The sequence below is a fragment of the uncultured Friedmanniella sp. genome (genome assembly GCF_964244285.1).
Lineage (GTDB): Bacteria > Actinomycetota > Actinomycetes > Propionibacteriales > Propionibacteriaceae > Microlunatus.
This window is the reverse complement of record NZ_CAXTHT010000001.1, coordinates 116,075-136,319: the sequence shown is the minus strand read 5'-3', so window position 1 is coordinate 136,319 and position 20,245 is coordinate 116,075. Positions and strand designations below refer to the sequence as shown.

20 protein-coding genes are annotated in these 20,245 nt (G+C 72.9%); 16 read left to right on the top strand and 4 right to left on the bottom strand.

The annotated features are described in order from the left end of the window. The first annotated feature begins 24 nt into the window (after window positions 1-24). The 11 genes from rsmD to ftsY all read left to right on the top strand — a co-directional run bounded on the left by rsmD (window position 25) and on the right by ftsY (window position 10,421). Window positions 25-642, top strand: a complete 618-nt coding sequence (gene rsmD, locus ACFE7W_RS00640) for a 16S rRNA (guanine(966)-N(2))-methyltransferase RsmD (protein ID WP_375422838.1) — start codon at window positions 25-27, stop codon at window positions 640-642. Window positions 643-696: 54 nt separating this feature from the next. Beyond that, the gene (gene coaD, locus ACFE7W_RS00635; RefSeq protein ID WP_375422837.1) at window positions 697-1,182 is read left to right on the top strand and encodes a pantetheine-phosphate adenylyltransferase; all 486 of its coding nucleotides are present in this window, start codon (window positions 697-699) and stop codon (window positions 1,180-1,182) included. Window positions 1,183-1,289: 107 nt separating this feature from the next. Further along, the gene (locus ACFE7W_RS00630; RefSeq protein WP_375422836.1) at window positions 1,290-1,829 is read left to right on the top strand and encodes a hypothetical protein; all 540 of its coding nucleotides are present in this window, start codon (window positions 1,290-1,292) and stop codon (window positions 1,827-1,829) included. A gap of 111 nt (window positions 1,830-1,940) precedes the next feature. Further along, on the top strand, window positions 1,941-2,522 hold the full coding sequence (locus ACFE7W_RS00625; protein WP_375422835.1) for a DUF177 domain-containing protein: 582 nt from the start codon (window positions 1,941-1,943) through the stop codon (window positions 2,520-2,522). A 50-nt stretch (window positions 2,523-2,572) separates the two neighbouring features. Beyond that, window positions 2,573-2,764, top strand: a complete 192-nt coding sequence (gene rpmF / locus ACFE7W_RS00620; RefSeq protein ID WP_375422834.1) for a 50S ribosomal protein L32 — start codon at window positions 2,573-2,575, stop codon at window positions 2,762-2,764. A gap of 59 nt (window positions 2,765-2,823) precedes the next feature. Next, window positions 2,824-3,504, top strand: a complete 681-nt coding sequence (rnc, locus tag ACFE7W_RS00615) for a ribonuclease III (protein ID WP_375422833.1) — start codon at window positions 2,824-2,826, stop codon at window positions 3,502-3,504. Window positions 3,505-3,528: 24 nt separating this feature from the next. Continuing rightward, window positions 3,529-4,389, top strand: coding sequence for a bifunctional DNA-formamidopyrimidine glycosylase/DNA-(apurinic or apyrimidinic site) lyase (mutM, locus tag ACFE7W_RS00610; RefSeq protein ID WP_375422832.1), 861 nt, complete (start codon window positions 3,529-3,531; stop codon window positions 4,387-4,389). A 68-nt stretch (window positions 4,390-4,457) separates the two neighbouring features. Then, window positions 4,458-5,051 (top strand): GtrA family protein, encoded by a 594-nt coding sequence (locus ACFE7W_RS00605; protein WP_375422831.1) that lies wholly within the window; start codon window positions 4,458-4,460, stop codon window positions 5,049-5,051. 139 nt (window positions 5,052-5,190) lie between these two features. Further along, window positions 5,191-8,781, top strand: a complete 3,591-nt coding sequence (smc, locus tag ACFE7W_RS00600) for a chromosome segregation protein SMC (protein WP_375422830.1) — start codon at window positions 5,191-5,193, stop codon at window positions 8,779-8,781. A 153-nt stretch (window positions 8,782-8,934) separates the two neighbouring features. Further along, window positions 8,935-9,126 carry a hypothetical protein gene (locus tag ACFE7W_RS00595; protein WP_375422829.1) on the top strand — a complete coding sequence of 64 codons (192 nt, stop codon included), beginning with the start codon at window positions 8,935-8,937 and terminating at the stop codon, window positions 9,124-9,126. 107 nt (window positions 9,127-9,233) lie between these two features. Further along, the gene (ftsY, locus tag ACFE7W_RS00590) at window positions 9,234-10,421 is read left to right on the top strand and encodes a signal recognition particle-docking protein FtsY (protein WP_375422828.1); all 1,188 of its coding nucleotides are present in this window, start codon (window positions 9,234-9,236) and stop codon (window positions 10,419-10,421) included. A gap of 12 nt (window positions 10,422-10,433) precedes the next feature. Here the strand turns inward: ftsY and ACFE7W_RS00585 are convergent, their stop codons facing one another. From ACFE7W_RS00585 to ACFE7W_RS00570, 4 genes are all read right to left on the bottom strand, one after another. Continuing rightward, complete coding sequence (locus tag ACFE7W_RS00585; RefSeq protein WP_375422827.1) at window positions 10,434-10,871, bottom strand: organic hydroperoxide resistance protein; 438 nt, start codon at window positions 10,869-10,871, stop codon at window positions 10,434-10,436. A gap of 116 nt (window positions 10,872-10,987) precedes the next feature. Beyond that, the gene (locus ACFE7W_RS00580; protein ID WP_375422826.1) at window positions 10,988-11,569 is read right to left on the bottom strand and encodes a type 1 glutamine amidotransferase domain-containing protein; all 582 of its coding nucleotides are present in this window, start codon (window positions 11,567-11,569) and stop codon (window positions 10,988-10,990) included. 49 nt (window positions 11,570-11,618) lie between these two features. Then, window positions 11,619-12,359, bottom strand: coding sequence for an SDR family NAD(P)-dependent oxidoreductase (locus tag ACFE7W_RS00575; protein WP_375422825.1), 741 nt, complete (start codon window positions 12,357-12,359; stop codon window positions 11,619-11,621). Window positions 12,360-12,428: 69 nt separating this feature from the next. Next, complete coding sequence (locus ACFE7W_RS00570; protein WP_375422824.1) at window positions 12,429-12,878, bottom strand: hypothetical protein; 450 nt, start codon at window positions 12,876-12,878, stop codon at window positions 12,429-12,431. Between the two features lie 199 nt (window positions 12,879-13,077). On the opposite strand from ACFE7W_RS00570, the gene ffh reads away from it, so the two are divergent. From ffh to ACFE7W_RS00545, 5 genes are all read left to right on the top strand, one after another. Continuing rightward, entirely contained in the window at window positions 13,078-14,631 is a 1,554-nt protein-coding gene (gene ffh / locus ACFE7W_RS00565; RefSeq protein ID WP_375422823.1) for a signal recognition particle protein, read from the top strand. Continuing rightward, the gene (locus tag ACFE7W_RS00560) at window positions 14,631-15,713 is read left to right on the top strand and encodes an amidohydrolase family protein (protein WP_375422822.1); all 1,083 of its coding nucleotides are present in this window, start codon (window positions 14,631-14,633) and stop codon (window positions 15,711-15,713) included. The genes ffh and ACFE7W_RS00560 overlap by 1 nt, the downstream gene beginning before the upstream one ends. Beyond that, the gene (locus ACFE7W_RS00555) at window positions 15,706-18,555 is read left to right on the top strand and encodes an alpha/beta fold hydrolase (RefSeq protein WP_375422821.1); all 2,850 of its coding nucleotides are present in this window, start codon (window positions 15,706-15,708) and stop codon (window positions 18,553-18,555) included. The genes ACFE7W_RS00560 and ACFE7W_RS00555 overlap by 8 nt, the downstream gene beginning before the upstream one ends. Then, the gene (locus ACFE7W_RS00550) at window positions 18,548-19,414 is read left to right on the top strand and encodes an ABC transporter permease (protein ID WP_375422820.1); all 867 of its coding nucleotides are present in this window, start codon (window positions 18,548-18,550) and stop codon (window positions 19,412-19,414) included. The genes ACFE7W_RS00555 and ACFE7W_RS00550 overlap by 8 nt, the downstream gene beginning before the upstream one ends. A 135-nt stretch (window positions 19,415-19,549) precedes the next feature. Next, entirely contained in the window at window positions 19,550-20,245 is a 696-nt protein-coding gene (locus ACFE7W_RS00545) for a response regulator (protein WP_375422819.1), read from the top strand.

Genomic DNA, 20,245 nt, shown 5'->3' with positions numbered 1-20,245 from the left:
CCGCCGGGCCGACGAGGTCGGCCCGTGAGCCGGATCATTGCGGGTTCTCGGGGCGGTCGCCGGTTGACCATGCCGGCGGGGTCGCGGACCCGGCCGACCACCGACCGGGTGCGGGAGGCGCTGTTCTCCGCCCTCACCGCCTGGGCCGGGACGGCCGACGTGCCCGCCGACGCCGCGCTGGCCGGCCTCGCGGTGGCCGACCTCTACGCCGGGTCCGGCGCGGTGGGGCTGGAGGCCGCCAGCCGGGGCGCCGCACCGGTGCTACTGGTGGAGTCCGACCGCAGGACGTCCCAGCTGGCCGGCCGTAACGCCGGCGAGCTGGGCCTCCGGGTGCAGGTGGACACCGCCAGGGTCGAGTCGCTGGTCGGCTCGCCGGCTCCTCGCGGCTACGACGTCGTCTTCCTCGACCCGCCGTACGAGCTGCCCGGCCCGGCCCTCGACGGTGTGCTGGCCGACCTGGCCCGACAGGGCTGGCTGGCCCCGGACGCGATGGTCGTGGTGGAGCGCAGCCGCCGCGGTCCGGGACCGGGCTGGCCGGCCTCGGCGGGGGAGAGCTGGACCAAGAGCTACGGCGAGACCGCGCTGCACTTCGCCACCTTTCCCGGACCCGTCGAGGCGCCCGTCAGCGGGCATGACCGCTAGCCTCGGGAGCGCCCCCGCGGGCCCGTCGGCCCGCGGCCGACCGAGGAGGTGCGCATGACCAGAGCGGTCTGTCCCGGGTCCTACGACCCCGTCACGCTGGGCCACCTCGACGTCATCGGCCGGGCGGCGGCGATGTTCGACGAGGTCGTCGTCGCGGTGGGCAGCAACATGGCCAAGCGGGGCTGGTTCAGCCCCGAGGAACGACTCGCCCTGCTGCGGGAGGCGTGCTCAGCATGGCCGGGCGTCAGCGTCGCCCTCTTCAGCGGCCTGCTCGTCGACTTCTGCCGTGCCGAGGGCATCGGTGTGGTGGCCAAGGGGATCCGGACGGCCGCCGACGCCGAGTACGAGCTGCCGATGGCGCAGATGAACCGCCGGCTGACCGGCCTCGACACGGTCTTCGTGCCCTGTGCGCCCCCGTGGTCGTTCGTCTCCTCCTCACTCGTCCGGGAGGTGGCGGGTCTCGGCGGCGACGTGGCGCCCTTCCTGACTCCTGCCGTCGCCGAGCAGGTCCGGCGACGGGCGGTCGAGCGCGCCGGCTGACCGACGCTGCCCGCGAGGCGTTTGCGGGCCAGGGCACTACGATGGCCGTTTGAGACCCCATCGGACGGCACGTGGGGGCGTGCGGCCCACATGCTTCAGGGAGTGCCATGTCTGACCGGACCACCACGACCGCACGGACGACGTCGCCCGCTGCCCCGACGTCGGAGGAGCGGCTGGCCAAGCTGCGCGAGATCATCCTCGCCGCGCGGGCCATGCCGATGTCGGCCTCCTGCGTGATCAACCGCGGCGACGTGCTGTCGGCCATCGACGAGGTCATCGACCACCTCCCCGACGAGCTCGGTGACGCCCAGCGGGTGATCGACCGTTCCTCGGCGAAGATCGCCGAAGGCGAGGCCGAGCGTGAGCGGCTGGTCGCCGAGGCGAAGAACGAGGTGGCCCGGCTGGCCCGCGAGAGCGAGATCGTGAAGTCAGCCGAGGGCAAGGCTGCGCAGATCATCGCCGACGCCGAGCAGGAGGCCGCGGCGCTGCGCAAGGAGACCGACCTGTTCATCGACTCCCGGATGGCCTCCTTCGAGTCGGTGCTCCACAAGACCTCGAGTCAGGTCCGGACCGCGCGGGCCCGGCTCGCCGAGCGCAGCAACCTCGACCCCAGCCGGAAGACCGCGGCGGGCGCGCCCGGAGCCTGAGCGGCCCAGCCGGCGACGCTGGGCCACCGGTTTGGTCGCCGGTCGTTCCGGACGGTAACGTAGGACGTCGGTCATGACGCTGTCAGGACTGCTCGGCTTGGAAGGATCGCGATGAGCTCCCCGCATCGCCCGTTGGACCGCCGCTCCGGCCTGGTCCTCGACACCTATGAACTGGGTCGTCGCGCGGGCGCGATGAAGGTGGTTCGGACGACCACCCCGGCCCCGGCAGACCTCGGCATCGACGTGATCGCGGTACCACCCGGGTCACCGGTCGAGCTGGACGTCCGGCTCGAGTCGGTGGTCGAGGGAGTGCTGGTCACCGGTACCGCCACGGTCGAGGTCCGTGGGGAGTGCGTGCGGTGCCTGGCCGAGATCTCCGACTCGATGGAGATCGACATCCAGGAGCTGTTCGTCTACCCCGAGAACGAAGCCGAGGAGGACGAGGCCAGCAGGCTGGAGGGCGACCTGCTCGACCTCGAGCCGTTGCTCCGCGACGGCGTGGTGCTGGATCTGCCGTTCCAACCGTTGTGTCGTGAGGACTGTCAGGGTCTGTGCGTCGAGTGTGGCGCCAACCTCAACGACGATCCTGACCACAGCCACGAGGCGACGCTCGACTCCCGCTGGGAGAAGCTGCGTGGGCTCGAGGGCGGATCGGACGGTCACTACGATGTGCACAGTCAGTTCCAGGATTAGCTAGTTCCAGATGTGCCGCCCCCCCGGGGCGGAGAAGCGAGGAGATCACCGTGGCCGTTCCCAAGAGGCGGTTGTCACGCAGCAACACGCGGCACCGCCGTTCGCAGTGGAAGGCCACGGTGCCGACCCTGGTGACCTGCGCCAACCCGGCGTGCCGCGAGAAGCACCTGCCCCACGTCGCCTGCCCGTCTTGTGGTCAGTACGGGCCGCGCGCAGCTCGCCGTCAGGTCCTCGCGTCCTGATCCGGACTGAGGTCGGCTCCGGCCACCTCTCGGTGGTCGAGCTGCTCGACGAGCTCGGGATGGCAGTGGGTCCTGAGCTGATGACCCGTGCCCTCACCCACCGCTCGTACGCGTACGAGCAGGGCGGGCTGCCCACGAACGAGCGGCTGGAGTTCCTCGGCGACTCGGTCCTGGGACTCGTGGTCACCGAGCACCTGTTCAGCACCTACCCCGACCTGTCCGAGGGCCAGCTGGCCAAGTTCCGTGCGGCCGTGGTCAACTCGCGCGCTCTGGCCGAGGTCGCCCGCGGGCTGGAGCTCGGTTCCCTGGTCCGGCTCGGCCGGGGCGAGGAGACCACCGGAGGGCGGGACAAGTCCTCGATCCTCGCCGACACGATGGAGGCGGTCATCGGGGCCGCTTTCACCGAGCACGGCATCGACGCGGCTCGCGTCTTCGTGCACCACCTCTTCGACGAGCTGATGGTCGACGTCGCCACGCGTGGCGCCGGCCTGGACTGGAAGACGAGCCTGCAGGAGCGCGCCTCGCTCGCCGGACTCGGCGTCCCGCTGTACGAGGTGGGCGAGTCCGGCCCCGACCACGCCAAGACCTTCCAAGCGACCGTCGCGCTCGAGGGCCACCGCTACGGGCCCGGCGCCGGGCGGAACAAGAAGGAGGCGGAGCAGAACGCGGCCGCCATCGCCTTCGCCGCGATCAAGGACGCGCCGCCGGCCGGCAGCGCTGCCGCCGCCGCGTCGAGCTGACCCTCCTCACGGTCTGGTCCCCGCGTGCCTGAGCTGCCCGAGGTCGAGGTCGTCCGCCGTGGCCTGGCCGGTGGGATCACCGGCCGCCGAGTCGCCGCCGTCGAGGTGCTGCACCCCCGGCCGGTCCGTCGGCACCTGCCCGGGCCGGAGTCGTTCGCCGCCGAGCTCGTCGGTCGGACGTTCGCCGAGCCCCGACGCCGCGGCAAGTACCTGTGGCTGCCCTTCGCCGACGGCGACGCCCTCCTGGCCCACCTGGGGATGAGCGGTCAGTTCCGGCTCGACCCGCACACCGCCGCGTTGGCGCCCAACACCCGCGTGCTGGTCACCTTCGCCGACGGCGACCCGCAGCTCCGGTTCGTGGACCAGCGGATGTTCGGCGGCCTGTCTCTGTCTCCGGGTGGTGCCGAGCTGCCGACCGAGGTCGCCCACATCGGCCGCGACCCCTTCGACCCGCAGTTCGACCTGGCCGCCGCCGTCGCACGGCTGCGACGCAAGCGGACCGGGGTCAAACGGGCCCTGCTCGACCAGCAGCTGGTCTCGGGCATCGGCAACATCTACGCCGACGAGGCACTGTGGGCGGCCCGGCTGCACTACGCCCGCGCCACCGCGACGCTGCCGGCGGCGCGGGCGGTGGCCCTGCTGACGGCGGCCCGTGAGGTGATGCAGACCGCGCTCGCGGCGGGCGGCACCTCCTTCGACGCGCTCTACGTCAACGTCAACGGGTCGAGCGGGTACTTCGACCGCTCGCTCGCGGTCTACGGGCAGGAGGGCAGGCCCTGCCCGCGCTGCGGGACGGCCGTCCGGCGCGAGCCCTTCATGAACCGGTCAGCCTTTCGTTGCCCGCGCTGCCAGCGGACCCCGTCCGGCACCTCCTACGCAGGCTGAGCCGAGACTGAGCACCGGCCCCGGCTCCTGGGTCGCTCGGGACCCGCGCGGGTATCCTCTCTGGCATCGTGAAGCGGCTGAAGGAGTTCCTGTTCGTCCGGCACGGTCACAACTGGATCCTGCTGCTCCGGTTCGGCCTGGTCGGCGGCTCCGGCGTGCTCGTCAACGTGCTGACCACGGTGATCGTCAACAAGCTCGGTCCGGCGGACGAGAACGGCATCGCCCTCGGCCTGCCGCTCACCGACTTCAACGTCCGCTGGTACCACGTGTTCTCCACCATCGCCTTCCTGGTGGCCAACCTCTGGAACTTCCAGCTCAACCGGCTCTACACCTTCCGCAGCGCCAAGCACTCGAGCTGGCTGCGGGAGTACGGGCCGTTCCTGGCCGTCGGCGTGCTGGGCCAGGCCGTGGGGCTCGGGATCTTGACCCTGCTGATGCACCCGGGCTCGGTCTTCGCCCTCTCGACCACCTACTTCGACGACTCCAGCGGCTTCCGCACCCGCTTCTACTGGGCGCAGCTGATCCAGATCGCCCTGGTCACGCCACTGTCCTTCGTGCTCAACAAGGTCTGGACCTTCTCCTCGGTCCGCAGCCGGCCGGCCCTGCCGCCGGAGGACGACGAGGTGTCCGTCGAGCCCGCCCCGCAGCGCTCCATCACCTGACCCGGTTCCCTGAGCCTGGCGGAGGCCCTGGACCCGGGGCGCGCCGGTCCGGCTGCCGCGAACCGTCTCCGCGCGCGGTTACAGTGACTGCGCCTTCCCCGGCAGGTCCGAGCCCGATCCCCCAGCCGAGAGGCCGACGGTGTACCTCAAGACCCTGACCGTACGGGGCTTCAAGTCGTTCGCCTCGGCGACCACCCTGAACTTCGAGCCGGGCATCACCTGCGTGGTGGGTCCGAACGGCTCGGGCAAGTCGAACGTCGTCGACGCCCTCAGCTGGGTGATGGGCGAGCAGGGGGTCAAGTCGCTGCGCGGCGGCAAGATGGAGGACGTCATCTTCGCCGGCACGGCCGCCCGGAGCCCGCTGGGCCGGGCCGAGGTGTCGCTCACCATCGACAACACCGACGGCGCGCTGCCGATCGACTACTCCGAGGTGACCATCAGCCGGACGATGTTCCGCAACGGCGGCTCGGAGTACGCCATCAACTCCTCCCCGGCCCGGCTCCTGGACGTCCAGGAGCTGCTCAGCGACTCCGGCATCGGCCGCGAGATGCACGTCATCGTCGGGCAGGGCCAGCTCGACGGGATCCTGCAGGCCACGCCCGAGGGCCGCCGCGGCTACATCGAGGAGGCGGCTGGGGTCCTCAAGCACCGCAAGCGCAAGGAGAAGGCGCTGCGCAAGCTGGAGACCTGCGAGACCAACCTCAACCGGCTGTCGGACCTGATCAACGAGATCCGACGCCAGCTGAAGCCGCTCGGCCGACAGGCGGAGGTGGCTCGCCGGGCGGCGGTGATCCAGGCCGACCTACGGGACGCGAAGGCCCGGCTGCTGGCCGACGACCTGGTCCAGGCCACGCTGGCGCTGGAGTCCGAGCTGGCCGACGAGCGGGCCCTCAAGCAGCGCCGGCTGGAGCTGGAGCAGGCGTTGACGAACGCCCGCGACCGTGAGCTCGCCGCCGAGGAGGCGGTTCGCCAGGCGTCGCCGGCGCTGGCTGCCGCCCAGGAGAGCTGGTATGCGCTGGCCGCCCTGCGCGAACGCGTGGCCAGCACGGTCTCGATCGCCCGTGAGCGTGTCCGCAACGCCGCGGCCGACCCGGGGGAGGTGCGGACCGGTCGCGACCCCGAGGATCTCGACCGGGAGGCGGCTGCTGTCGCGGACCAGGAGCGCGAGCTCGCCGCCGAGGTGACCGCCCGTGCCGAGGCGTTGGCGGAGGCGTCCCGGGCCCGGGCCGAGGTCGAGGACGCCCACCGCGCGGAGGAGGCTCGGCTGACCGCCCTGCTGCGGGCGGCGGCCGACCGTCGTGAGGGGCTCGCCCGGCTGACCGGTCAGGTGAACACGCTGCGCAGCCGCTCCGACGCGGCGGGCGCGGAGATCGGCCGGCTGACCACCGCCTCGGCCGCGGCCGCCGAGCGTGCCGGGCAGGCGCTGCGGGCGTTCACCGCGTTGGAGAGCCGGGTTGCGGGCCTGGACGACGGCGAGCTGGGTCTGGATGCCGACCACGAGTCGGCCACCGAGGCGCTGGAGGCCGTCGAGGCCGAGCTGGCCGAGCTGCGTCGCGAGGAGGTCGAGGCCGGCTCCGAGCGGGCGGCCCTGGCGGCCCGGGTCGAGGCGCTGCAGGTCGGTCTGGTCCGCAAGGACGCGGCGGCCGCCCTGCTCGCCGCAGCGGAGGAGGCGGACGGCCCCCGTGAGGTTGCGGGCGTGCTGGGCCCGCTCGCCGCCCTGCTGAGCGTCGAGCCCTCCTACGAGGTGGCGGTCGCGGCGGCGCTGGGACGGGCGGCCGACGCCGTTGCCGTCACCGGGCTGGACGCCGCCGTCGACGCCTTCGGTCACCTCAAGCGCGAGGACCTGGGCCGCGCCGACCTGCTGCTGGCGGGGTCCTCGACCCTCGACGAGGCGACGTGGCCGGAGCTCCCCGAGGGAGCCCGGTACGCCGTCGAGGTGGTCACCGCTCCTGCGGAGCTGGTCACCGCCGTCCGGACGGTGCTGGCCCGGGTCGCCCTGGTGCCCGACCTCGATACCGCCCGCGCCCTGGTGGGCGCCCACCCCGAGCTGGTGGCCGTCACCTACGACGGCGACCTGCTGGGCAGCGCCCGCGCGTCCGGTGGCTCCTCAGCCCAGCCCAGCCTGCTGGAGCTGCAGGCGGCGGTGGAGGACGCCGAGCAGCGACTGGCCGCTGCCGGTCACCGCTGCGAACGGCTCCGCTTCGCCACGGTCGAGCTCGAGGAGCGCTACCGCAGCGCCGAGCAGGGTGTCGAGCAGGCGCTGGCCAAGCTGCACGAGTCCGACGCGGCGATGGCCGCGATCGCGGAGGAGCTCGGCCAGCTGAGCAGTACCGCCACCTCGGCGACGGGAGAGGCCGAGCGGCTGCGGCAGGCCATCGTCGACGCCGAGGCGGCGCGCGACCGGGACCTGGCCGGGCTGGCCGAGCTCGAGCAGCGGCTGGCCCTGGCCGAGGAGAGCGAGGGGGAGCCCGAACCCGACCCGGTCGAGCGCGACCGGCTGGCCGAGGCGGCGCGGGCGGCCCGCGGGGCCGAGATGGACGCCCGGCTGGCGTTGCGGACCCAGGAGGAGCGGTCCCGTTCGCTGGCCGGCCGGGCCGACGCGCTCCGCCGGGCGGCGGCGAACGAGCGCCAGGCGCGGGCCAAGGCCGCGGCGAGGCGGGAACGGATGCAGCGGGAGGCGCGGGACGCGGCAGGAGTGCAGACCGCCGGTACCTACCTGGCCGCCCAGCTCGAACGCTCGCTGACCCGGGCGGCCGTTGTCCGGACCGAGGCCGAAGCGGCCCGGACCGACGCCGACACCGCCTTGCGGGACGTCCGGGCCGAGGTCCGGCGGCTGGGCGGCGACTTCGAGCACCTCGTGGACGCCGTGCACCGGGACGAGCTGGCCCGGGCCGAGCAGCGGATGCGCGTCGACACCCTCGCCGAGCGGGCGATGGCGGAGCTGGGTCTGGAGGCGTCTGCCCTGGTCACCGACTACGGTCCCGACCGCGACGTCCCGGTGCTCGCCCGCGAGGACGGCACCGCGCTCGGTCCCGACGACGAGGTGCCGCCGCCCGTCCCGTACGTGCGCGAGCAGCAGCAGGCCCGGCTGCGCCGGGCCGAGAAGTCCCTCGGGGTCCTGGGTCGGGTCAACCCGCTGGCCCTGGAGGAGTTCGACGCACTGGCCGAGCGGCACCAGTTCCTGGCGGAGCAGCTGGAGGACCTGCGGAGGACCCGGCGGGACCTGCTGGACATCATCACCGACGTCGACGCCCGGGTGGAGCAGGTCTTCGCCGAGGCGTACGCCGACGTCGAGGTGGCGTTCGCCCGGGTCTTCTCCCGCCTGTTCCCCGGCGGTGAGGGCCGGCTGGTCCTGACCGAGCCCGGCAGCTGGCTGACCACCGGCGTCGACGTGGAGGCCCGGCCGCCCGGCAAGAAGGTCAAGCGGCTGTCGCTGCTGTCCGGCGGCGAGCGGTCGCTGGTCGCCGTGGCCTTTTTGGTCTCGCTCTTCCTGGCCCGGCCCAGCCCGTTCTACATCCTGGACGAGGTCGAGGCGGCCCTGGACGACACCAACCTCGGCCGGCTGCTCGAGATCTATGAGGAGCTGCGCGAGAGCAGCCAGCTGCTCGTGATCACCCACCAGAAGCGGACGATGGAGATCGCCGACGCCCTGTACGGGGTCACCATGCGCGGCGACGGGGTCTCCGCCGTCATCTCCCAGCGGCTGCGCGAGACGACCTCGGTCGCCTGACCCCCGGGCTCGCCGGGAGCTCGCCCCGACCGTTATCCGATCGAGAGCGACACCGCCGTCCGGCCTCCCCGGTACGCGCCGGCCCGGTGCCAGCATGGCCCTTGCGTGACAGTCCCTTCCCCGGGCTCTGCTCGACTGTCGAGAGGCATTCTCATGACCGCAGTCATCGTCGCCATGGTCCTCACCCTGGCTCTGGTCGCCGGCGTCGCCGGCCTCGTCCTGATGGGTATCGAGGGCCGCTGGCGACAGCGTGCGCCCCGGCTCGCGGACCGGATGGCCCGCGCCGCCCAGCACCTCAACGGCGACGGCCAGCCGCCGCGCTCGTTGACCCGCAGCTCCTCCTGAGGGTCACTCCGGACGCGCCCTGAGCCTGTCGCCATCGCCTCTGAGCTTGTCGAGGGCCTCCAAGAGGTTGCGCGTCGACCCCCTCGCCGGCCCCCTAAGATGTGCCGGTGGATCCGGTAACCCTGTGGATAGTCGTCGGTGCCATCATCCTGGCGGCCTTCGTGGCTGTCGGCGTGATGGCTACCCGTCGTCGGAGCGCCCTCCAGCGGAGCCGTCAGACGCCCCAGCTGCCGGGCGAGCCGGGAGCGGCCGCGCGGGGCGGAGCCGACGGTGACGTCGACCTCCTCGACCGTCCGGGCGGCGGCGTCGGGACCGAGCCGGCCGCGGACACCGAAGTCGTCGAGCCCGAGCTGGTCCCGCTCGACCGGCCGGACAGCCGCGAGAGCCGACTGGCCCGGCTGCGGCGGCGGCTCTCCGGGTCCAACAGCGCGCTGAGCCGCGGTCTGCTGATGCTGATCAGCCGGGACCGGATCGACGAGGACACCTGGGAGGACTTCGAGGAGGTCTTGATCACCTCCGACCTCGGGGTCGGGCCGACCACCGAGCTGGTCGAGGCGCTACGCGCCAAGCTCCGCGTCGACGGCGTGGCCGACCCCGTCCAGGCCCGGGAGATCCTTCGGACCGAGCTGGTCCGGCTGGTCGACCCGACGCTGGACCGGACCGTCCACGCCGAGCGGGGCGAGGTGCCGGCTGTGGTCATGGTCGTCGGCGTCAACGGCACGGGCAAGACCACCACGGTGGGCAAGCTCGCACGGGTGCTCGTGTCGGAGGACAAGGACGTCGTGCTGGGCGCGGCCGACACCTTCCGCGCTGCGGCGGCCGATCAGCTGGCCACCTGGGGTGACCGCGTCGGCGTGCCGACGATCCGGGGAGCCGAGGGTGCGGACCCGGCCAGCGTCGCGTTCGAGGCCGTCAAGGCGGGCATCGAGCAGGAAGTCGACGTGGTGCTCATCGACACCGCCGGCCGGCTGCACACCAAGACCGGGCTGATGGACGAGCTGGGCAAGGTCAAGCGGGTGATCGAGCGCCAGGCCCCGGTCGGGGAGGTGCTGCTGGTCCTCGACGCCACCACCGGTCAGAACGGGCTGACCCAGGCACGCATCTTCCGCGACGTCGTGAACATCACCGGCATCGTGCTGACCAAGCTGGACGGTTCCGCCAAGGGCGGCATCGTCGTCCAGGTCCAGCGCGAGCTGGGCGTCCCGGTCAAGCTGGTCGGCCTGGGGGAGGGCGTCGACGACCTGGCGCCGTTCGACGCCGAGGTGTTCGTGGACGCCCTCCTCGACCAGGGCTAGTCGCGTCCCGCGTCAGGCGGCCGCGGCGACAGCCTTCACGGTGACGGGGACGTTGCCACGGGTGGCCTTGGAGTAGGGGCACACCTGGTGCGCGCCCTCGGCCAGCTCCTGCACCTGCGCGAGCTCGAGGCCCGGGATCGCCACCTCGATGTCGCCGGTGATCGCGTAGCTGTCGCCCTCGGGGCCGAAGCCGACGTTCACGGTGACCTGGGCGGCGGAGGCGTCCACCTTCGCGGCCTTGGCCACCATCATCAGCGCGCCGTTGAAGCAGGCGCTGTAGCCCGCCGCGAACAGCTGCTCGGGGTTGGTGCCGGTGCCGGGGCCGCCCATCTCCTTCGGCGCGGTCAGCTGGAGGTCGAGGACGCCGTCACTGCTGACGGCGTGACCCTGCCGCCCGCCGGTGGTGGTGGCGGACGCGGTGTAGACGATCTTGCTCGGGATGTTGGTCATGCCCGGCACAACCGGTGCTGGACGCCGCCTCTTCCCTGATGTGACCGAGGGAACTGCTGAGAGATGGGGCTGATCCTGCCCCGGGGGCGGCCCCGCCTTCCGCAGTTCCCGTCCGCTCAGGCCTCGCTGACCGACTGGGCGCTGCTGACGCCGTGGTTGACCGCCTCGAGGAGGGCGTTGTTGAAGGCCGGGATGTCGTCGGGGTTGCGGCTGGTGATCAGGTTGCCGTCGACGACGACCTTCTCGTCCACCCAGTCGGCGCCGGCGTTGCGCAGGTCGGTCTGCAGGCTCGGCCACGAGGTGAGGGTCCGGCCGCGGACCACGTCGGCCTCGATCAGCGTCCAGGGGGCGTGGCAGATCGCCGCGACCGGGCGACCTGAGTCGAGGAACTCCTTCACGAAGGCCACCGCGTCCGCGTCGAGCCGGAGCGCATCGGGGTTGGCGACCCCGCCGGGCAGCACGAGGGCGGCGAAGTCCTCGACCGAGGCCGACGCGACGACCTGGTCGACGGGCCGGGTCTCGGACTTGTCGAGGTGCTCGAACAGCTGGACCTCACCGGCCTCGGGGCTGAGGAGCACGGCCTCGTGGCCGGCGTCGGTGACGGCGGTCCAGGGCTCGAGCAGCTCGGCCTGCTCGATGCCCTCGGCCGCGACGAGGAAGGCGATCTTCTTGGTGGGGGTGGTGGTGTTGTCAGGCATCCCTCCACCGTAGGCGGACCCTTGCGCCACCTGGCCGCGGGTCAGCTGCTCAGAGCACGTGGCCCCCGTTGACGGTGATCTTCTGCCCGGTGACGAAGGCGCCGGCGTCCGAGACGAGGTAGGCGACGAGGCCGGCCACGTCGTGCGGCTCGCCCATCCGGCGGAGCGGGACCTCCGACTCGTACGTGGTGGTGTCGGCGCCGGAGTGCCGCTCGACGGGGATCCAGCCCGGCTGGACGAGGTTCACGGTGATCTGGTCCGGCCCCAGCTCCTTGGCCCAGACCTTGGTCAGGCCGATCTGCGCGTTCTTGGCCGCGACGTAGGCCGACCAGCCGGGGGCCGCGCGGTCGGCGAGGTCGGAGCCGATCAGGATCACCCGTCCCCGGCCGAGCCGGCGCATCGACGGCAGGGCGGCCTGGACGAGCAGGGTCGGGCTGAGCACGAAGAACTCGAGCTGGTCCAGGTACGCCCGCCAGGTCAGGTCCTCGAGCCGGGCCTCGGGCTGCGGCCCGGTCGCGTTGGCCACTACGACCTCGACCGGGCCGAGCCGTTCCCCGGCGGCGGCGACCAGGGTCGCGACCCCGACCTCGTCGGTGGCGTCGCCGTGGAAGGACTCGGCCGTGCCGCCCGCCGCCCGGATGTCCTGCACGACCCGGTCGGCGGCGGTGGCGTCGGAGCGGTAGTTGACCGCGACCGCCCAACCGTCCGCGCCGAGCCGGCGCGCGATGGCTGCGCCCAGGCCCCGTGAGGCGCCGGTCACGACACAGGTCCGACGCTCGCTGGAGGGCATGCCCTCAGGGTAGGTGAGGGGCTGCCGGGCCCCCGAGTCCCAGCAGCCCCCGCTCTCAGGGAAGGCGGCTCACTTGGCGCCGCGGTCGGCGATCCGGTTGGCCGTGACGGTCGAGCCCTTGTGGGTGGCCACGACGCGGACCCGGTCGTGGATCTTCACCGCGGCGATGGTGGCGGCCTTCTTGTCCGACCGGACCTTCGTCTTGGCGCTGACCCGGTACGTCTTGGTGAAGCCGTCGGCACTGTGCACGGTGATCGAGGTGCCGCTCACCGTGGAGACGGTGCCACGCTGGAAGTCGACGACGCGGTGCTTCTTGCCGGCCAGCGTGACCTCGCCGTGCAGGGAGCGGGCGATCAGAGGACGGTGCTTCTTGGCGTCCGTAGTCGTGGCGGTGGGGGATGCGCTGCTGCCGGGGGTCGGCGCAGGCGTCGGGTCGGCCGCCGCGATGCCGACGCCGACCGTGCCGGCCAGGGCCAGGGTGGCCAGCGCAGCGGTGGCGATCTTCGTGGAAGTCTTCATCGGTGTCCTTGCGGTAGGGGCGGGCCCGGAGCTCGGACCGCGGCCCATCCTGCAACCAGATCCGTCCCGATCCGCTGATCGAGCCCACGCCTTCAGGAACCCTTCAGTACGCGCCGTCTGTCGATCCAGCGGACCGGCTGCACCCTGTCCCTTGAGTAGGCTGGGCCGAGCAGTACCGCCCCGAGGACAAGGACCCTGCGTGTTCGACACCCTGCAAGACCGGCTGGCCGCGACGTTCAAGACGTTGCGCGGCAAGGGTCGGCTCTCCGACGCCGACATCGACGCGACCGCGCGTGAGATCCGGGTCGCGCTGCTCGAGGCCGACGTCAACCTCGCCGTGGTCAAGGACTTCGTGGCGGCCGTCAAGCAGCGGGCGCGGGACGAGCAGCTGTCGGGGGCCCTGAACCCGACCCAGCAGATCATCAAGATCGTCAACGACGAGCTGGTCGCCATCCTCGGGGGCGAGACCCGCGTGATCCGGTTCGCCAAGCGGCCGCCGACGGTGATCATGCTCGCCGGCCTCCAGGGCGCCGGCAAGACGACCCTGGCCGGGAAGCTGGCCCTCTGGCTGAAGAACGAGGGCCACTCGCCCCTGCTGGTGGCCTGCGACCTGCAGCGGCCGAACGCGGTCAACCAGCTGCAGGTGGTCGGTCAGCGGGCCGGCGTCCAGGTGTACGCGCCGGAGCCGGGGAACGGCACGGGTGACCCGGTCGCGGTGGCCAAGGCGTCGATCGCGGAGGCCGAGCGTCGACTCTTCGACGTGGTCGTCGTCGACACCGCCGGCCGGCTGGGCGTCGATGCCGACCTCATGCAGCAGGCTGCCGACATCCGCGACGCGGTCAGCCCGGACGAGATCCTCTTCGTCGTCGACGCGATGATCGGCCAGGACGCGGTCAACACCGCCTACGCGTTCTCCGAGGGCGTGGGCTTCGACGGCGTCGTGCTGACCAAGCTCGACGGGGACGCCCGCGGTGGCGCCGCGCTGTCGATCGCGCGGGTGACCGGCAGCCCCGTCATGTTCGCCTCCAACGGCGAGCAGCTGAAGGACTTCGACGTCTTCCACCCCGACCGGATGGCCAGTCGCATCCTCGGGATGGGCGACATGCTCACCCTGATCGAGCAGGCCGAGAAGACCTTCGACGCCGAGCAGTCGGCCAAGGCGGCGGCCAAGCTCACGTCCAAGGGGGGCGGTGAGTTCGGGCTGGCCGACTTCCTGTCCCAGATGCAGATGGTCCGCAAGATGGGCCCGCTCTCCAAGATCTTCGGGATGCTGCCCGGGATGGGCGAGATCAAGGACCAGATCAGCAACATCGACGAGCGTGACGTCGACCGGATCGAGGCGATCATCCACTCGATGACCCCGGCCGAGCGGGACAACCCCAAGATCATCGACGGCTCCCGGCGTGCCCGGATCGCCAAGGGCTCCGGCGTCGAGGTCAGCGAGGTCAACGGGCTGGTGAACCGGTTCTTCGAGGCCCGCAAGATGATGAGCTCGATGGCCAACGGCGTGATGCCGGGGATGCCCGGCCTACCTGGCGGCGGCGCCAAGAAGCAGCCGGTCAAGGCGGCCAAGAAGAAGAACGCCCGGGGCGTCTCGGGCAACCCGGCCAAACGCAACGCCGTGGCGCCCGCACCGGCCGCGGTCGACCCCGCTGCGGCGTTCGGCGGTGAGCAGCTGGACGAGGCCGCCTTGGCCAAGGCGATGGCGGACTTCCAGCTGCCGCCGGAGCTGCGCGGCCGGCTCGGACGCTAGTGCCCCGAGCCCCACGGCTGCACCTGCAGGGTTGCGTGCTGCCCGCGGGCGACCGGCGTGACCTCTGGGTGGTCGACGGGGTGGTCCGGACCGAACCGGTCGCCGACGCCGACACGCTGGCCACCGGCGTCTGGGTGATGCCCGGGCTGGTCGACGCGCACTGCCACGTCGGGCTCGAGATGTCCGGGGCCGTTCCGGACGAGGTCGCCGAGCAGCACGCGCTGGCCGAGCGGGCCGCGGGGGCGCTGCTGCTGCGCGACGCCGGCTCGCCGGCCGACACGCGTTGGATCGACGACCGTGACGACCTGCCCCACCTGATCCGGGCCGGCCGGCACATCGCCCGGCCCAAGCGCTACCTCCGCAACTACGCCGACGAGGTCGAGCCCGACGAGCTGGTCGCGGCCGTCGAACGCCAGGCCGCCCGGGGGGACGGGTGGGTCAAGATCGTCGGGGACTGGATCGACCGGGCCGTCGGGGACCTCACCCCGCTCTGGCCGACCGAGGTGGCCGCGGCCGCGATCAGCCGGGCCCACGAGCTCGGCGCCCGGGTGACCGCGCACGTCTTCGGCGAGCAGGCCGTCGCCGAGCTGGTGGCCGCGGGCATCGACGGGATCGAGCACGGCACCGGGCTGACCGACCCGGTGATCGAGGCGATGGCCGAACGTCAGGTCGCGCTGGTGCCCACGATGGTCCAGCTGGAGAACTTCGAGAGCATCGCGGCCAGCGCGGAGGAGAAGTTCCCCGCCTACGCCGCGCACCTGCGGTCCCTCTACGCCGGCCGGCTGGAGGTCTTCGCCCGGGCGTACGAGGCGGGGGTGCCGATCTACGCCGGCACCGATGCGGGCGGCTACCTGCCGCACGGCCTGGTGGGCACGGAGATGGCGGCCCTGGCCGGCTTCACCTCGGCCGAGTACGCGCTGGGCGCGGGCTCCTGGCGAGCAAGGGATTGGCTGGGCCGCCCGGCCGAGCTGTCCGAGGGCGCGCCGGCCGATCTCGTGGTCTTCGACGCCGACCCCCGGACCGACCTGGCCGTCCTGCAGCACCCCTCGCACGTCGTGCTGCGCGGACGCCTCGTTGACTGACCGGAGCGCGGCGGCCCGTGCCCTGAGCCGGTCGAGGGGCACCCGCAGCGCGGTCTTCTGGCTGGCGCTGCTCTGCGGGTTTGTGGGCAGCTGGCTGCTGCCGGTACCGGCTAACGCTGCGGTCCCGGTGGTCGAGACGGTGTTCACCGTGCCCGGCACTCCTGAGACCGACGGCCGGCCGGTGGACCTGGACGTCACCCTGCTGACCACCAGCCCCACCACGCCCCAGCCAGCCGTCGTGCTGGCCCACGGCTTCGGCGGCACCAAGGCCGACAGCCTGCCCGTCGGGCGCGACCTGGCCCGCGCCGGCTACACCGTGATCGCCTACACGGCCCGCGGCTTCGGCGCCTCGGGCGGCACCATCCACCTCGACGCCCCCGCCTACGAGGGGGCTGACGCGAAGAGGCTCGTCGACTTCGCCGCCACCCGGCCCGAGGTCCGCTCGACCGACGGGGACCCGGTGATCGGCTTCGCCGGAGCCTCGTACGGCGGGGCGCTCTCCCTCGTCGCTGCCGCCCTCGATCCGCGGATCGACGCGGTGGTGCCCGCGTTCACCTGGAACAGCCTGGTCCAGTCGCTGTTTCCCCAAGACGCCGTCACCGGCGCGCCCGTGTCCCTGGCCGACGTCAGCTCCGAGCAGCCGGGGGTGTTCAAGCAGCGCTGGGCGTCGCTGTTCTTCCTCAGCGGGTCGGCCGGCGGGACCGCGGGCCGGGACGCGCTCTGCGGCCGCTTCGACCCGACGCTGTGCCGGGCCTACCTGCGGACGGCGCAGACCGGGCGACCAGACGCCGAGCTCGTCCGGCTGCTCGGGGCGTCGGGACCGGCCGGTCTGCTGTCCCAGGTCAGGGCGCCCACGCTCCTGCTCCAGGGCGAGCAGGACACCCTCTTCCCGTTGGACCAGGCCGACGCCAACCTGCGCGGTCTGCCCGCCGGGACGCCGGCCCGGATGAGCTGGGTCGAAGGGGGCCACGACGCGTCGGTGTCGGTCACCGACCAGCTGCCGCTGATCGAGAGCTGGTTCGGCCGGTACCTGAAGGACGACCACACCCCGGCCGACTCCAGCTTCAGCGTCGTGGTGCCCCAGACCTCGCTGGTCACCGACACCGGCAACGAGGAGCCAACCACCCTGGTGGCGCCGGCCTACCCCGGTCGCGGCGCCCCGGCGACGGCAGAGGCCGTGACCTTGACGGGGCCGCCGCAGAGCGTGCTGTCCCCGCCCGGCGGCACTCCGGCGGCGTTGACCAGCCTGCCCGGGACCGGGGGCGTGCTGGCTGCGGTGGCCGGCGTCGCCGGGTACGGCCTAGGGGTGCTGCCCGGCCGGTCCGCCACCTTCACCACCGCACCGCTGACCAGCCCCCGGCCGCTGGTCGGTAGCGGCCGGGTCGAGCTCGAGGTGACCAGCAGCACCTCGGCGGCGACGCTCTTCGTCTCCCTGTGGGACCTCGGGCCGGACGCCGAGCCGTCGGACGGCGCGACTCCCGACCCGAGCGGTCAGACCGCCACCCCGTCCCAGCGCAGCTCCGCCGCCCAGCCCAGCTCCGCCGTCCTGCCCGGAGGCGCCGTCGCCCCGGTCCGGCTCGCCGGGCTCACCCCCGGCCGGCCAGAGCGGGTGCAGGTGGCCCTGCCCACCGTCGCGCACCAGGTGCCCGTGGGGCACCGGCTGCAGGTCGTGGTCTCCAGCACCGACCAGGCCTACGCCGTACCGGCTGCCGCCGCGGTGTACCAGGTCGCGCTGGCCCCCGGCAGTCCGCTGAGCCTGCCCCGGCTCACCGCCGAGGCCTCCGGCGGCAGCCGGCTGCGGGTGCCGTTGGCGCTGGTGCTCGCGGTCGGGCTGCTCGTGCTGGCGGCCGTGGCGGCTCTGGTCCTCAGCTGGCTGCGCCGGCGCGCCCGGCACCCGCGTCCCGACCTCGCCGGCCTGCCGCTGGCGGTCGAGGGTCTGGTCAAGACCTACGGCGACGGCTTCCGTGCCGTCGACGGCGTCTCGTTCAGCGCCGGTCCTGGCCAGGTGGTCGGGCTGCTCGGCCCCAACGGGGCGGGCAAGACCACGACGATGCGGATGCTCGTGGGTCTGATCAGGCCGGACGCGGGGGAGGTCTACGTCGGCGGCGAGCCGGTGCACGCCGGCTCCGACGTGCTGGGCTCGGTCGGGGCGCTGATCGAGGGGCCAGGCTTCCTGCCGCACCTCACCGGCCGGGAGAACCTGGCGGCCTACTGGCAGGCGACGGGCCGGCCGCTCGCGGACGCCCACCTGGACGAGGCACTCGCCATCGCCGACCTGGGCGGCGGCCTCGACCGCCGGGTCCGCGGCTACAGCCAGGGCATGCGGCAGCGGCTCGGGATCGCCCAGGCGATGCTGGGCCGGCCCCGGCTGCTGCTGCTCGACGAGCCGACCAACGGCCTCGACCCGCCGCAGATCCTCGCCATGCGGACCGTGCTGGCCGAGTACGCCGCGGGGGGCCGGACCGTCCTGGTCTCCAGCCACCTGCTGTCCGAGGTCGAGCAGAGCTGCTCCCACGTGGTGGTCATGAACCGCGGCCGGGTGGTGCTGACAGGGTCGATGGAGGAGCTGACGGCCACCGATGACGTCACCCTGGTCGGCCTGACCGCGGGCGCGGACGTCGGGACCGCGCGGTCGGCCCTGGCCGGGCTCGGGCTGGTGGTCGCACTCGAGGACGGCCTGCTGCGGGTCAGTGGCGACGCTCCCCGTGCCGGGATCGTCGCGGCCCTGGTCGGGGCCGGCGTCGGGGTGGAGAGCGTCGACGGTCGGCGCCAGCTCGAGGAGGTCTTCATGAGCCTGGTCGGGGCGCCGGGTGCTGCACCACGGGAGGACGAGGATGGCTGAGCGGTCGACCGTCGACGCCGGGCCGGTCCGAGCGCTACGAGCCCGGCCGTTGCCGCTCCGGGCGGAGATCCGCCGGCAGCTGCGCCGGCGGCGGACCCAGGGGGTCGGTTGGGTGATCCTGGCCCTGCCGCTGGTGCTGGTGGCCGCGTTCGCCATCGGCAGCAGCGACCCTGGCTCGGGCACCGGCGCGCCCGGCTTCGTGGACCTGGCTCAGGAGAGCGGAGCGAACCTCACGGTGTTCACGCTGTTCGCCTCCACCGGCTTCCTGCTCAACGTCGTCGTCGCTCTGTTCGCCGGCGACGCCGTCCCGGCCGAGGCGAGCTGGTCGAGCCTGCGCTACCTGCTGGCCGCGCCCGTCCCCCGCGGGCGGCTGCTGCGTCAAAAGCTCACGGTCGCCGCGCTGTCCAGCGCCACCGCCCTGGTCCTGCTGCCGGCGTGGACCCTGGTGGTGGGCGGGGTCGCCTACGGCTGGGGCGCCTACGTCGGCCCCACCGGCGACCAGCTCGGCTGGCCCGTGCTGCTGCTGCGGTTCGCGGTCATCGTGGCCTACCTGGCCCTCGAGCTGACCGTCGTCGGCGCCGTAGCGTTCGCGCTGGGGGTGTTCACCGATGCCCCGCTCGCCGCGGTGGGTGGGGCGGTGCTGCTGATGATCCTGTCCGCGATCCTGGACAGCATCACCGCGCTGGGCAGCCTGCGCGAGGCCCTCCCCGGCCACTACGCATACGCCTGGGCCGACGCTCTGGCCCCCTCGATCGACTGGTCGGACATGGCCACCGGGGCCCTCTGGTCGATCGGCTACGCCATCGTCGGGGTCGGCGTCGCCGTCTGGCACTTCCTGCGCAAGGACATCACCAGCTAGCGGGCTGGCCTTTCGCTGAGACGTTCGCGTTCTGGCTCTTGCGTGACGGCTGGGGCGCGATGTACCTATATCTCCTCGAAAGCGTCGGGCACGACTCATGTTCGTCTCCGGCAGGGGAGAAAGGTCTGCGTCAGCATGGATCCGAGCAGTGTGGCCGCCCCTACCCGGGTCTTCGTGCTGGACGACCACGACGTCATCCAGCGCGGGATCGCCGACCTGATCACCACCCGGTCCGACCTGGTCCTGGCCGGCACCGCGATGACGGCTGCCGAGGCCGTGACCCTGGTGCCCGACGTGGCGCCGGACCTGCTGGTGTTCGACGTCAACCTGCCCGACGGCAACGGCGTCCAGGTCTGCCGTCGGCTCCGGTCGGAGATGCCGCAGCTGAGGTGCCTGCTGATGACGGCGGGCACCCAGGAGGACGCGCGGTTCGCCGCCCTGCTCGCGGGGGCCGCCGGCTACGTGACCAAGCACGCCCCCTCGGACCAGATCCTTGAGGCCCTGATCCGGGCCGCTCGCGGGGACGTCGGCATGGACCGATCCGCCGCCGCCCAGCTGTTGGCCCACCACCCGGGCGAGGACGCCGACAGTCCTGTCGCGCCCCGCCACCTGATCGGCGCGACCGAGCTGGCCGAGCTCACCTCGCGGCAGCGCCAGGTCCTGGAGCTCGTCCTCCGCGGCCGCACCGACCGGGAGATCGCCGACCAGCTCGCGATCGCCGAGCCTGCGGTCGCCAGCGAGATCTCCGTCCTGTTCGTCACCCTCGATCTCCGGCGCCGGCTGCGCGACGCGTTCGACGAGGCCAGCCGCATCCCCACCGAGGGGGAGTAG